General features: G+C 70.1%; 7 protein-coding genes. 1 reads left to right on the forward strand and 6 read right to left on the reverse strand.

The features are described from left to right. The first annotated feature begins 62 nt into the window (after positions 1–62). On the forward strand, positions 63–239 hold the full coding sequence (locus ACN6PJ_RS02605) for a hypothetical protein (protein ID WP_427994332.1): 177 nt from the start codon (positions 63–65) through the stop codon (positions 237–239). Between the two features lie 14 nt (positions 240–253). Here the strand turns inward: ACN6PJ_RS02605 and treY are convergent, their stop codons facing one another. The 6 genes from treY to treS are packed head-to-tail and all read right to left on the reverse strand — an operon-like array spanning position 254 to position 14,491. Beyond that, entirely contained in the window at positions 254–2,923 is a 2,670-nt protein-coding gene (gene treY, locus ACN6PJ_RS02610; protein WP_427994333.1) for a malto-oligosyltrehalose synthase, read from the reverse strand. After that, positions 2,920–5,043 (reverse strand): 4-alpha-glucanotransferase, encoded by a 2,124-nt coding sequence (gene malQ / locus ACN6PJ_RS02615; RefSeq protein WP_427994334.1) that lies wholly within the window; start codon positions 5,041–5,043, stop codon positions 2,920–2,922. Before malQ ends, treY begins: the two co-directional genes overlap by 4 nt. Beyond that, complete coding sequence (gene treZ / locus ACN6PJ_RS02620) at positions 5,040–6,821, reverse strand: malto-oligosyltrehalose trehalohydrolase (RefSeq protein ID WP_427994335.1); 1,782 nt, start codon at positions 6,819–6,821, stop codon at positions 5,040–5,042. The genes malQ and treZ overlap by 4 nt, the downstream gene beginning before the upstream one ends. Then, a complete protein-coding gene (glgX, locus tag ACN6PJ_RS02625; protein ID WP_427994336.1) occupies positions 6,818–8,929 on the reverse strand; it encodes a glycogen debranching protein GlgX in 2,112 nt (703 codons plus the stop codon). The genes treZ and glgX overlap by 4 nt, the downstream gene beginning before the upstream one ends. 4 nt (positions 8,930–8,933) lie before the next feature. After that, positions 8,934–11,132, reverse strand: coding sequence for a 1,4-alpha-glucan branching protein GlgB (gene glgB, locus ACN6PJ_RS02630; RefSeq protein ID WP_427994337.1), 2,199 nt, complete (start codon positions 11,130–11,132; stop codon positions 8,934–8,936). Further along, positions 11,129–14,491, reverse strand: coding sequence for a maltose alpha-D-glucosyltransferase (gene treS / locus ACN6PJ_RS02635; protein ID WP_427994338.1), 3,363 nt, complete (start codon positions 14,489–14,491; stop codon positions 11,129–11,131). The genes glgB and treS overlap by 4 nt, the downstream gene beginning before the upstream one ends. Between the last annotated feature and the right edge of the window lie 13 nt (positions 14,492–14,504).

Below are 14,504 nucleotides of genomic sequence, written 5' to 3' on the forward strand. Positions count from 1 at the left end.
TTGGGCACGCGGGTTGCTATCGCTAGTCCGGCGGAATGTGTCCGCTTATCAGGAGACTAGCAATGTCCACGCAGAACCAGCCCGACCAGCAAAAGCAGCCCCAGAAACAGCAGGCCCAGGAATCCCCCGGCGAGCGCCGGCAACCCGGCCAGCAACCCGGTCAGCAAAGCCAGCAGGTCGAAAAAGACCGTCAGCAACAGGGCCACGCGCCGGGGCAGCAAGGCAAGATGCCGCGCTGACGATCCTGCATCGATCAGGCGTCGACGGACAGGCACAGCGCGACCGGCATATCGCGCAGTATCTCGGCCAGCAGCAGGCTGCCATCGGGCAGCGGGCGCAGCCGTCGGCCGTCCGTCGCGTCCCGCCAGGCGCCGCCGGCCATCTCGTCGGGCAGGCTCAGTGCCGTGTCTGCCCAAAAGCCGCGCGCGTCGGCGGGGCTGCCGCAGGCATAGCCGGCCAACGCCAGCGCGCACAAGCGCGGCGCGACGATCAAGGCGCGCTGGTCCTGGCGCCGTCGCAGCCAGGCGAGCGCATGCGCCGCTCGCGCGCCGCGCGCCGCCAAGGGGATGCATGCGCCTTGCGCAAACAGCGCCGGCAACTGCGAGCGGGCGGCAAGCAGCCGCTGTATCAGCGCCTGTTTGACCGAGCCGGCGCGCCAGGCCGGCGCCGACAGGTCGATGGCCGGGGCGCTTCTCGCGCTGGCCAGAAGCGCCTCGCGGCGCGCATAGTCGACCGGACGCCGGTTATCGGGATCGACCAGGCTGAAATCCCACAATTCCGTGCCCTGGTATAGGTCCGGAACGCCGGGCAGCGTATTACGCAGCAGCGTCTGCGTAAGACTATTGATCATGCCCGCCGGCGCCAATCCGCATGCGAAGGCGGCGATCTCTCCCAGCAATCCGCGGCCCGCCGGGTCGTCAAGCAGGTAGGCGATCTGGCTGCCCGCGGCGTCTTCATAGGCGGAGTCCGGATCCGTCCAGCTGGTATGCAGCTTGGCTTCGCGCAGGGCCTTCAACTGCCATTGCGACACGCGCTCCAGCCATTGCGCCACCGCGCCGTCGGGCTGCGCCGCCCGGCTCGCGTCCCAATCCGCCGGCCAGGCGCCGACGAGCGTCTGGACGAGCATATAACGGTCGGCCAGGGTGGGCGCGCCGTCCGCCGGCAATGCCTGGATCCAGCGCAGCGCCTCATCGCGCCATTGCTCCGGCATTTCGCTCAGGGCGGCCAGGCGCGCCCTCGCGTCTTCGCCGCGCTTGTGGTCATGCGTGGCCGTGGCGAGCATGGCGCGCGGATGCGAGCGGGCGCGCGCCTCAACCAACGCGTGGAAGGCGGACGGGGACAGGGCGAAGCGATCGGGCGACGCGCCTACTTCGTTACGCGAAAGCAGCGGTCCGTAGCGGTAGAAAAGCGTGTCTTCCAGCGCCTTGGCGGCCAAGGGCGGCGTCAATTGCTGGAAGCGGCGCAGCGCCTCGAAGCGTTCCGCTCGGGCCCGCGGCTCCAGGCCGGGAAGTTCCTCGCCGTCCAGCCACCGGTCCAGCTCCGCGAGCAGGGCCGCGTCCGCGCCGCCGGGGCGAGCGTCCAGCAGAGCCGCGGCGCGTTGCAAGGCCTTGCGGCACGCCTCGCGGTCGGCCTGGCCGCGGCCGCCGTCCTCGGCATAGCTCCGATAAACGGGAAAAGCCCTGAGCACGGCGGACAGCACGCGGTCGATGGCGTTCGCGGTCCAGTCCCTGGTGCGCGCGTCCTGCCGCGCAATGCGTTCCAGGCTGCGCGCCAGCGCCAGCCGCTCGGCAGGAAAGTGCCGCTCAAGCATGCGCTGGCGAGCCGCTTCCAGCTGCACCCTCGGGGTGCGCGTGTCCCCCGTCAGGGCTTGCCAGAACGCGCGCAGCGGGACCTCGGCGGACGGCGCGTGCAGCAGCGCGCCGGCCTGGTCCATGAAGTCGTAGCCGGTCGTGCCGTCCATCGGCCAGCGCGGGTCCGGCGCCTCGCCCGGCGCCAGGATCTTTTCCACCACCAGGTAGGCGCGGTCCTGTGCGCAGGCCGCGGGCCGGGCCGGGCCCGCCCTGGCGAGGCCCTGGCGCAGGCGGCGCAGATACGCGCCCGGCGAGGCCAGCCCATCGACGTGGTCGATCCGCAGGCCGTCCAGGATGCCCTGCGCATACAGCCGCAAGACCAGCGCATGGACAGCGTCGAAGACGGCTTCGTCCTCGACCCGCACGCCTACCAGTTCGCTGATTTCGAAGAAGCGCCGCCAATTGATCTGATCCGGCGCGGTGCGCCACCATGCCAGCCGGTAATGCTGGCGCTCCAGCATGCCGTGCAGGCGTTCGCGTCCGTCGCGCCCGCGCGGGTCGTGCAGCCGCAGCAGCGCCTGGCCGCCGAATCCGCGGGGTATCGACGAGGCGGCAACGGGGTAGCGCCCGCCGGGCGTTTCGATTTCGAACAAGCCTTCAGCGGGCCCCTGGCGCAGGCGGATATCGCCGCGCGCCAGCGCATCGCCATAGGGATCCGCCAGGACGGGCAGCAGGATCCTGCCGCGCAATGCGGGGTCGGGCGCATGCCAATCGATGTCGAAATGCCGGGAATAGGCGCTGGCCTGTCCCAGGGCCAGCACGTCGCGCCACCAGGCGTTGGCCGGATCGGCGGCCATGTGATTGGGCACAATGTCCGCGATCAGTCCCAGCCCGCGCCGGCGGGCCGCCTGCGCAAGGCGTTCCAGGGCCGGCTCGCCGCCCAGCTCGGGATTGACGGCGGCGTGGTCGATTACGTCGTACCCATGCGTGGATCCGGCGCGGGCGCGGGTAATGGGCGACAGATACAGATGGCTGATTCCCATATCCGCGTAGTAGCCCACGCGGGCGCGGGCGTCGTCCAGCGTGAACCCGGCATGCAGTTGCAGCCGTGCCGTGGCGCGCGGCGCATTCATGGCCGGCCCCTGCCGGCCCGCGCGGCGTCCAGCCGCAGGCGCGGCGCGGGGTCGGCGAAGCAGGCGCGGTTGTCCAGCGGCAGGCGCTGGCGCCAGTTCGGGTGCGTGTCTATCGTGCCGGGCAGGTTCGGCTGGTCCAGCGCGCCCGTCAGGTCCTCCATGGGTACCAGCAGCAGCGGGCAGGGGGTGGAAGACACAAAGCGCAGCATGTCCGCCAGCGGCGCTTCGGAATCGCGCGCGCCGGTTCCGCTGCCGATCGCTTGCGACAGCAGCTTGCGGTCGGCGGCGCGATCGCGCCGCAGCGCGTCCTCGCTGTCTTCCGGTCCCAGCAGGCCGAGCTTGACGCGCCATTCGATGTCGCGCTCCGTCCACCAGCCGCGCGCGGTGGGCAGATCGTGGGTGGTGGTCATCGCGGCCGAATCGGCGGGCCATGCGGCTGCGGCGGCGAAGGGCGCGGGGGCCTCGGGCGGCGCGTCCGCGGTCTCGCCGGGCGCCATGTTCCGCGCCTGGCGCATGAACCACAGCACATTCATGCCCAGGACGCCGTGCCCGGAGAGCGCCTGGTTGAATCCTTCGGGCACCGTGCCCAGGTTTTCGCCGATGACGAGCGCCCGATGACGCCAGGCTTCCAGGACCGTCAGCGCGAGCAGCGTTTCCATCGGATAGCGCAGATAGGCGCCGCCGCTGGGAGGCGCGCCATCGGGCACCAGCCACAGGCGCGCCATCCCCAGGATGTGATCGATGCGCACGCCGCCCGCGTTCGCCAGGGTGGCGCGCAGCATGTCGATGAAGGCCGCGTAACCGGAGGCCGCGAGCGCCCGGGGCGAAAACGCGGTCAGGCCCCAGTTCTGGCCCAGCGGATTGTGGAGGTCGGGCGGAGCCCCGATAGACATGCGCGGCATCAGATCGGCCTGCCGGCTCCATGCGTGGCTGCCGTCCGGGCTGTCGCCGACGGCCAGGTCGGCGATCAGGCCCAGGCGCATCCCGGCCTCCCGGCCCGCGGCATGCGCGATGGCGAGGCTTTCAGCGGCAAGCCACTGGGCGAACTGATGGAAATCCACTTCGAAGGCGTGCATCCGGGCGAAGCGCCGCACCGCAGCCGACGCCGGATTCCGCCATTGCACCGGCCACTGCGTCCAGGGCGACGCATCGCCGCCGCGCACCGCATGCAGCGATTCGAACACGGCGTGATCCCGCAAGGCCTGGCCCTGTTCATTGCAGAAGCGCGCATAGCGTTCCCGCAAGTCCGCGGCGGCCACCGTCCGGAACTGGCGGTGCAGGACCCGCAGCAGGCGTTGGCGGCGCAGGCCGGCGCGCGGCCAGTCGATCCAGGCGGAGGCGTCCGGTCCGCCCGGTTCCTCGACCTGGGCGCGCCGTAGCGCCGCGACGCCGAGGACGGCGGCCGGGTTGGCATATAGCGTATTCAGGAACAGCCGGCTCGACGGGGCGTAAGGGCTGCAGCGGCCGGGCTGGGCGGCGTACATGGCATGCACGGGGCTGATGGCCAGGGCGTCCGCGCCTTGCCCGGCCGCCAGGACGGCCAGTTCGCGCAGCGCGCCGAAATCCCCGAAAGCGTCTTCCGGGCCCAGGGTTCCGGCAGCGGGCGAGCGCCTCAGGCTGTAGACCTGCGCGCACAAGCCCCAGCATCTGGCCCCGTCCTGTCCCGTCAGTTCGGCCAGGCTGGGCGCCTGCCGGGGCGCGACCGCCAGCACCGAAGTCTGGCCTGACGAGAGGGAGAGCGCGTGGTAGCCGGGTTCCTCGGGCACGGCCAGCAGCGGACTGCCGCCCGCAGCCGCGGGCGCGATGGCGCCCTCGATGAGCCGGCCGGACTCGCAACTGATTTGATACGCGCCTTGCGCATCGGCCGGCAGCGCCAGCATGGCGCCGCCGCGCGCGGCCAGCAGCGGCGGAAGCCGGGCGGCGTCCTCGGACAGGCGCCGGGCGCTTTCGCGTATGTCGCGCTCGCTGCTTGCGGGCAGCCCCAAGCCGCCCAGCAGCGCCCGCAGGGTGTCGGCGGACACGCGCTGCGGACGCAGCCGGGCATCCGTCCAGCGTTCCGCAATGCCCGCGCGGGCCGCCAGCTCGGACAGACCGGGACTCTGCTGGCCGGCCGCGCTCATGCCGCTTCCTCCAGCAACCACACCGTGGTGTCGCCGCCGAGCCCGCCGCGGGCCAGGGCATCGCAGCCGCCGGGCCGCGATTCGAACAGCAGGGCGGCGCGCGGGTCCGCGCCCGGCAGCAAGGGGGCAGGCACAGGCTGGCGCCGCGGCCCCAGGTTCGCATAGACGGACAACCGCGCGCCGTCGGCCAGTTCCCAGCGGGCAAACACCGCATGCCCGCCCATTGCGCAGGCGCCCAGGCTGGCCGCGCCCGCGAGCCTGGGCGCGATCAGGCGGGCGCGCAGCCGCAGCAGCGCGGCGTAATCGCGCATCCAGGCCTGGGCGTCCTCGCCCGGGCTCGGCCGGCTTGCGTCATAGGTCGCGGGATCATTGGGATCCGGCAGGCGGGAAGCCGCGTCCGAGAATGCGGCGAAACGCGAGAACTCGCGCTGCCGGCCCTCGCGCACCGCCTGGGCCAGGGCAGGGTCGGCGTGGCTGGTGAAGTAGAGAAAAGGGGTGCGCGATCCGCGCTCTTCGCCCATGAATATCAGCGGAATCTGCGGCGCGAGCAGTTGGAGCGCGACCGCCGCCCGCAGGCGATCGGGGCCGTCCACCAGGCCGGCGAGACGTTCCCCCAGCGCCCGGTTGCCGGTCTGGTCGTGGTTCTGCAGGAAAAGCACGAATGCGGTGGGCGGCAGCCCTGCGCTGGGCTCGCCGCGCGGCTGCCCGCCGCGGTAGCGCGAAACCTGGCCTTGGTACAGCCAACCTTCCGCGAGGCAACGCGCCAGCGCCTGCGCGGGCCGATCGGCGTAATCGGCGTAATAGCCCTGGGTTTCGCCGGTCAGCAGGCGATGCAGCACGTGATGGGCATCGTCGTTCCATTGCGCGTCATAATCGCCCCGCAGCAGGCTCGCGCGATTGTCGTCGTTCTCCACGACGAGGTGCGCACGGCGCGCGGCGGGGACGCGCCGGCGCACGTCGGCGGCCAGTTCAAGCAGCCATTCGGGCCCGGCGATCGCATGGACGGCGTCCAGCCGAAGCCCGTCGAAACGGTACTCGGTCAGCCAGTACACCGCGTTGTCCTTGAAGAACTGGCTCACGGCCGGCTGGCGGAAATCGATGGCGTCGCCCCACGGCGTGCGGATGTCCCGCCTGAAGAAGGGCGCGGCATAGCTCGACAGGTAGTTGCCATCCGGGCCGAAATGGTTGTAGACCACGTCCAGCATCACCCCCATGCCCAGCCCGTGCGCGGCGTCGATCAGGCGCTTCAGTTCATCGGGCGTGCCGTAGGCCGTGTCCGGCGCATAGGGCAGCACGCCGTCATAGCCCCAGTTGCGCGGCCCGGGAAAATCGGCGATGGGCATCAGTTCGAGCAGCGTGATCCCCAGCGCCGCGAGTTCGGGCAGCCGCGCCTCCAATCCCGCAAAGCCGCCTTCCAGGCCGACATGCGTTTCGTAGAGCACGCTTTCTTCCCACGGACGGCCGGCCCAGTCCGGATGGCGCCACGGATAGGCGTCCGGCGCGACGACGATGCTGTCGCCATGCACGTCGCCATCCTGGAGCCGGGAAGCCGGATCCGGCACGGCGATTCCGGTATCGAGCCGGTAACGGTAGCGGGCGCCCGGCGGGCAATCGACGTCCGCCTGGACATAGCCGTCGGCATCGGGACGCAGCCGGATGGGCGGGTGGCCTTCGACCTCCAGCGCCAGACCCGCGAGCGCGGACGGCGCCCACAGGCGGAACCGCGTGACGCCGCTCGCCAGGGGCAGGGCACCGACCGGGCAAGGCTGGTGGGTCATGGCGCCTCCCCGTTCACTTGCGCCGCGGCCAGCAGCACCACGCTGTGCGCGGCCACGGTCACGGCGTCCCCGGACAGGGGAATCGCCGGCGCCAGGGTCGCGGAATCCAGTTCGCGGATCCAGGCCAGGGCAGGCCCCGGCAGATGGAACGCCACCGCTTCCTGCCCGGGATTCAGCATCAACAGGGTGATATCGACGCTGCCGTCCTCCCTCGGCGCGGCCCGGCGCAGCGCCAGCACGCGTTCCTGTTCGGAGGCCCACGCCGCTTCGTCGAGCGCGGCGCCGTCGGCGTCGAACCAGGCAATGGCCGCGATGCCAGGACTCGGTTCGCGGCTTGCGTCGCCATAGCGGGCGGCGCGCACGCTGGGGTGCGCGCGGCGCAGCGCAAGCAGTCGAGCCGCGTAACGGCTCAGTTCGCGGCCGGCATCGCCCTGGGCCTGCGTCCAGTCCAGCCAGGACACCTCATTGTCCTGGCAATAGGCATTGTTGTTGCCCGACTGGCTGTTGCCGAATTCATCTCCCGCCAGCAGCATGGGCGTGCCGTCCGACAGCAACACGCAGGCGAGCAGGGCGCGCTGCACCAGCGTCCGCGTCTCCTGGATGGACGGATCCTGCGTGGGGCCTTCCTCGCCCCAGTTGCGGCTGTAGTTTTCGGCGTGGCCGTCGTTGCCGTCCTCGCCGTTGGGCTCGTTGTGGCTGCGGTCGTAGCTGACGAGGTCGGCCAGCGTGAAGCCATCGTGCGACGCGACGTAGTTGACCGTCGCCCAGGGGCGCCGGTGGCGGCGGTCGAACAGGTCCCGCGAACCGCAAAGGCGGGCCGCCATGTCGCCCCGCGTGCCGTCGTCGCCGCGCCAGTAGCGGCGCACGGTGTCGCGGAACTTGTCGTTCCATTCCGCGAAGCCGGGCGGATGATTGCTCAGCTGGTAGCCGTCCGGGCCGACGTCCCAGGGTTCGGAAATCAGCTTCAGGCGCGACAGGACCGGGTCCTGCAGGATGGCGTCGAAGAAGCCCGAGCCGGGATCGTAGCCAGTGCCTTCGCGGCCCAGGGTCACGCCCAGGTCGAAGCGGAAGCCGTCCACGCCGTAGGAGGCCGCCCAGTACCGCAGCGAGTCCGTGACCATCTGCAGCACGCGCGGATGCGAGAGGTTGACCGTGTTGCCGCAGCCGGTGTCGTTGATGTAGTGGCGCTCGTCGCCGGGCACCAGCCGGTAGTAGCTGGCGTTATCGAACCCGCGCCAGGACAGTGTCGGCCCCAGTTCATTGCCTTCGCAGGTATGGTTGTAGACGACGTCGAGGATCACCTCGATGCCGGCGGCATGCAGCCGGCGGATCGCCTGGCGCAGCTCGTTGGGATGGTGCTGCAGGTAGGAGGGCTCTGGCGCGAAGTAGGACAGCGTGCTGTAGCCCCAGTAGTTGCGCAGTCCGCGTTCGGTGAGGAAGCGGTCTTGCAGGAAGGCATGGACGGGCAGCAGTTCCACGGCGGTGACGCCAAGGCGCTGGAGGTGTTCGATGAAGCGCGGGTCGGCCAGGGCCGAGCAGGTGCCGCGCAGCGGCGGCCGCAGGTCCTCCCGCAGCATCGAGGCGCCGCGCACGTGGACCTCGTAGACGGTGGTGTCGCTCCAGTGCGTGGCCGGCGGGCGGCTGTTGCCCCAGATGAATGGCGCTTCCTCGGCCACGATCGCCTTGGGCATGGCCGGCGCGCTGTCGCGCCGGTCGAAGGTGAGATCGGCGCGCGCATTGTTCATGCGATAGCCGAAGAGCGCGTCGCTCCAGCGCAACGGCCCCGTCAGCTGGCGCGCGTAGGGATCCAGGAGCAGCTTGTGGGGATTGAAGCGGTGGCCATTGCGCGGGTCGTAGGGGCCGTGGACGCGGTAGCCGTAGACCAGCCCCGGATGCGCGTCCGGCAGGTAGCCGTGCCAGATTTCGTCGGTGCATTCCGGCAGGTCGAAGCGGCGCAACTCCTTGCGGGCCCTGGTATCGAACAGGCAGAGCTCGATGCGGGTGGCGTTCGCGGAGAAGACGGCGAAATTCACGCCCAGCCCGTCGCTGACCGCGCCCAGGGGATAGGGCAGGCCGCTATGGATGCGCGTCAATTGAGTGGGGTCCATGCGTTCAACCCTCGTGCAATAGGAAAAGGGTGGCCAGGGGCGGCAGGGTCAGGGACAAGGCCTGGGGCTGCCCATGCGCGGACACCTCGGCCGTGCGGGCGCGTCCGCCGTTGCCCTGGCCGCTGCCGCCGTAGTCCGCGGCGTCGGTATTCAGTTTCTCGGCCCAGGAGCCCGCGCGCGGAACGCCGATGCAATAGTCGTGGCGGGCGACGGGCGTGAAATTCGAGACCGCCAGCAGGTGGCTCTGCCCGTCGCTGCGGACGAATGCGACGACGCTGTTGTCGCGGTCGTCGAGAATCGACCAGGCGAATCCCGCCGGATCGGCGTCCAGCGCGTGCAGGGCGGGCAGGGCGCGATACAGGCCGTTCAGGTCGGCGACCAGGCGTTGCATGCCGCGATGGCCCGGGTGGTCGAGCAGGTTCCAGTCCAGGGCGGCGTCGTGGTTCCATTCCGTCGGCTGGGCCAGCTCCCCGCCCATGAAGAGCAGCTTCTTGCCGGGATGCGCCCACATGAACGCGAGATAGGCGCGCAGGTTGGCCTGCCGGGCAGCCGTGTATCCAGGCATCTTGCCCAGCAACGAACCCTTGCCGTGCACCACTTCGTCGTGCGAGAGCGGCAGGATGAAGCGCTCGCTGTACGCGTACACCATGCCGAACGTGACGTCGTGATGATGGTGCTTGCGGTGCACAGGATCGTGCGCCAGGTAGCGCAGCGTGTCGTGCATCCAGCCCATGTTCCATTTGTAGTGGAACCCCAGGCCGCCATCGGCCACGGGCGCCGTCACCCCGGGCCAGGCCGTGGACTCCTCGGCCACCATGATCGCGTCGGGGACCGCCTCGCGCACGGCGCTGTTCAGGTCCTGCAGGAAGCGCACGGCCTCCAGGTTCTCGCGCCCGCCGTAGCGGTTGGGGATCCATTGGCCGGGCTGCCGGCTGTAATCGCGGTACAGCATCGAGGCCACGGCATCCACGCGCAAGCCGTCGACGTGGAAGTGTCTCAGCCAGTGCAGCGCGCTGGCGATCATGAAGGCCTTTACTTCGGTCCGGCCCAGGTTGTAGACCAGGGTGTGCCAGTCGGGGTGGTAGCCTTCGCGCGGATCTTCGTACTCGTACAACGCGGTGCCGTCGAAGCGGGCCAGTCCGTGCGCGTCATCGGGGAAGTGCGCGGGCACCCAGTCCAGGATGACGCCGATACCGGCGCCGTGGCAACGGTCGACGAAGCGGGCGAAGGCGGCGGGCGGCCCATATCGGGCGGTCGGCGCGAACATGCCCAAAGGCTGGTAGCCCCAGGATCCGCCGAACGGGTGTTCCATGATCGGCATGAGTTCCACATGGCTGAATCCCATGGCGCGCGCGTAGGCGGGCAGCTTGTCGGCCAACTGGTCCCAGAGGCAGGCGCCGTCGCCGGGCGCGGCCCAGGAGCCGGCGTGCACTTCGTAGATCGAGATCGGGGCGGAGGGAGCGTGGCGTTCGAGTCGTTCTTGCATCCATGCCTTGTCCTTCCAGGAATAGGGGGTGGGGTCGTCCACGACGGATGCCGTGGCCGGAGGCGCTTCACTGCGGCGGGCCATGGGATCGGCCTTCAGCTGCTGGCGGCCGGCCCCATCGGTGATCGCGAATTTGTAGCGTTCGCCCGGCTGGATGCCGGGGATGAAGATTTCCCAGACTCCCGCGCGGTGCCGCAGGCGCATACCGTGGCGACGGGCGTCCCAGCCATTGAAGTCCCCCACGACCGCGACGCGCTTGGCGTTGGGCGCCCACACCGCGCAACGCAGGCCCGATACGCCGTCCACGTCCGCCAGGCGCGCGCCCAGCGCCTCGGCGGCGCGGCGCCAGGATCCGTCGGCGAGTTCGCGCAGCGTGTCTTCGTCCAGCAGCGCCCCGAACGCGTAGGGGTCCTCGGTCAGCTGTTGCGCGCCGGGCCAGCGGATGGCGAGCCGGTACGACGCGCCGTCGCCCGGGCGGGCGTAGGGCACCTGGCCGGCATACAGGCCTTGCCCCTGCTCGCGCAGCGGCGTGCGCGCGCCTTGCGGATCCAGCGCGTCGACACCCAGCGCGCCCGGCGCATACACACGCAACCACCCGTGATGCGGTCCCAGCACCGCAAAGGGATCCGGGTGCAGGCCGGCCGCCAGCGCGGCCAGCTCGGCCGCATCGACCAAGCCCATCGCATCGCCCGAATCGGTCCGCGCATCCTGGCTCATGACGATTTTCCTTCCGCTTCGATCGCGGCCGACAGCAAGAGATGGCGGGCCAGCTCCGTCAGCGCGCACAAGGGAATCGAGATCCAGTCCGGCCGGTGAGCCGCTTCGTAGCTCACCTCGTAGGCGGCCTTTTCCAGCTGGGCCAAGGCGAGCAGCGAGGCCTCCTGGTCCTCGGACGGGATCAGGATCGAAGGGCGGGCGTCGCGGTAACCCTGCAGAAAGGCTTCGGCCGCGCGCAGCCGGAAGCGCGCCAGCAGCGCATCGCGCCGTTCCGCCGTGGCCGCCGCGGCGGGCGCGCCCGGCGTCTCGGCCGCCCCGGCATTGGCGTCCGCCGGGCCGCCGCCGATGGCATCGGCGCGGGCCATGGAAGCCGCCGCATAGTCGAAGGACCGCAACATGCCCGCGACGTCCCGGTAGGCCGACGCCAGGGCGCGGCGCGCGCGCAGGCCGCTGGCGGGTTCTCCTTCGAAATCGATGATATAGGCATCGGCCTGGGCCACCAGCACCTGTCCCAGGTGGAAGTCGCCGTGCGTGCGCAGGCACAGGACGCCCGTTTCGGCCTGCGCCATGGCGGCCACGCGGGCCGCCAGCCGGGCATGGTGCTCGAAATACCATTCCGCGCAGGCGCGCGAGGGCGCTTCCAGTTGATCGAAGCGCGCGCGCAGGTCGCGTTCGGCCCGTTCCAGCAGACGCTGCACGTGCCGGGCTCGCGCGTCGGCGTCCGCCTGGCTTGCCCGGCGCGGGCGGAAGGCCGGATCTTCCGTGGGTTGCGCCAGCGCGGCATGCATCTCCGCCAGGCGCGCGCCGATGGTGGTTGCCATCGCCGCGTAGCCCTGCAGCCCCTGTTCGAATTCCTCGGGATCCTGTCCGACGAGCAGCGCATTGGCCAGCGTGCGCTTCAGGGTGTCCAGCGTCCAGTTCCAGGCGTCGCCTTCGTTGGCGACGTAGCGGTGCGCGATCGCCAGGGTGTGGACGACGCCGTCCGCGTCGACGCGCTGCACTTCGCCCAGCAGCGCCGGAACGTTGGCGTAGCCCGCATGCGTGAGATAGCGGGTCATCTCCGCTTCGGGCGAGCCGCCGGCCCGCACGGCGCGGATCAGTTTCAGGATGACCTGGCCGCCGACGATGACCGAACTGTTCGATTGCTCGGCGGTGAGCCATTGCAGTTCGGCATCGTCGGCAATCTCCAGCGCGGCCAGCCCCTGTTCCGGCAGAAATCGGATGACGCCCGGCTTGTCACCGGGCTTGCCGCCGCTGCGTCCGTCCAGCTCGGTGCCGGCCTGCAGCGCCTTGAGGACGCCGTGGACGAAGCCGGGCTGCAGGAAGGCGTCGGCCAGCATGCCGACCTCGGCGCCGCGGCGGACCCGGGCGATGGCGTACTGGATGGGCGCGCTTTCGTCCCAGACCAGCACGAAGGGCGCCTGGGCGCGCAGGCCGGTGACGCCATCCTGGGGCTCGACCTCGGCCCAGTAGTATTCCCCACTGGCGGTGGTGAATGGCGTGGCGTAGGCCAGGCGCGCGCGCGCCGGCGGTTCGCTTGCCGGGTACCAGCGCTGACGCGCCAGGTACTGCGGCAGGATTTCGCGTTCCAGCGTCTCGCGCGAGGCGTCCGTCAGCGCGGCCCCGCCCCGCGCGCGCAGCACCAGGGTGACCAATTCGGGCATCTGGGCCGGCGCGGTGGCATGCCAGTCGGGCGGGGCGGCGTCCACGCTCAGGTCCATCCAATAGAACGCGTAGGGCGGCAGCGTCAACAGATAGGGCAGTTCGCCGATCGCCGGGAACGGTGTGCCACCCAGCATCTCGACGGGCACGCGGCCTGCGAACTCCTGCAGGGGCAGCTCCACCGGCTGGGCCGCGTTGGAAAGATTCGCCACGCACAGAATGGTCGTGTCCTGCCATTGGCGCAGGTAGGCGAGGATCTTGCGGTTGCCGGCGAAGATGAAGCGCAGCGCGCCCCGCCCGAAGGCCCGGCTCTGGCCGCGCTGGGCCAGCAGGCGGCGGGTCCAGTTAAGCAGGGAGTGGGGGTCGCGCTGCTGCGCCTCGACGTTGACGGCTTCGTAGCCGTACAGCGGCCCCATCAGCACGGGCAGCGGCAGCCGCTCCGGATCCGCGCGCGAAAACCCGCCATTGCGGTCCGGAGACCATTGCATCGGCGTGCGCACGCCGTCGCGGTCGCCCAGATGCACGTTGTCGCCCATGCCCAACTCGTCGCCGTAATAGAGCACCGGCGTGCCGGGCATGGACAGCAACAGGCTGTTCATCAGTTCCACGCGGCGGCGGTCGCGCTCCAGCAATGGGGCCAGCCGCCGGCGGATGCCCAGGTTGATGCGGGCGCGTGGATCGGCCGCATACACGTTCCAGAGATAGTCGCGCTCGCGGCTGGTCACCATTTCCAGCGTCAGTTCGTCGTGGTTGCGCAGGAAGATCGCCCACTGGCACGAAGCGGGAATATCGGGGGTCTGCCGGATGATGTCGGTGATGGGAAAACGGTCTTCCTGGGCGATCGCCATGTACATCCGGGGCATCAGCGGGAAATGGAACGACATATGGCATTCGTCGCCCTCGCCGAAGTACTCCTGCGCGTCCTCGGGCCATTGGTTGGCCTCTGCCAGCAACAGGCAATGCGGGTACTCGGCGTCGATCACGGCCCGTATCTGCCTGAGCACTTCGTGCGTTTCCGGGAGGTTCTCGTTGTTGGTGCCTTCCCGCTCCACCAGGTAGGGCACGGCATCCAGGCGCAATCCGTCCACGCCCATGTCCAGCCAGTACCGCATGACCGACAGCACTTCTTTCAGCACCTGCGGATTGTCGTAGTTCAGGTCCGGCTGGTGGGAATAGAAACGGTGCCAGAAGTACGCGTTCGCGACCGGGTCCCAGGTCCAGTTGGATTTCTCCGTGTCGCAGAAGATGATGCGGGTGTCGGCGTAGGCCTTATCGTTGTCCGACCAGACATAGAAGTTGCGGGCCGCCGAGCCGGGCTTGGCGGCCCGGGCCCGCTGGAACCATGGGTGCTGGTCCGAGGTGTGGTTCACCACCAGCTCGGTAATGACGCGCAGGCCGCGCGCATGCGCCGCCCGGATCAGCTTGCGCACGTCGGCCACAGTGCCATAGTCGGCGTGCACGCCGCGGTAGTCGGCGATGTCGTACCCGTCGTCGCGGCGCGGCGAAGGGTAGAAGGGCAGCAGCCAGATCGTATTGACGCCCAGGTTCGCGATGTAGTCCAGCTTGGAGACGAGGCCGGGCAGGTCGCCGACGCCGTCGCCGTTCGAATCGAAGAAGGACTTGACGTGCAACTGGTAGATGACCGCATCCTTGTACCAGAGGTCGTCGTCCTGGATAGGCTGGGTTTCGCTGATCATGTCAAAGAGTGCA

The sequence above is a fragment of the Achromobacter sp. genome, from assembly GCF_050285585.1.
Classification (GTDB): domain Bacteria; phylum Pseudomonadota; class Gammaproteobacteria; order Burkholderiales; family Burkholderiaceae_B; genus Achromobacter.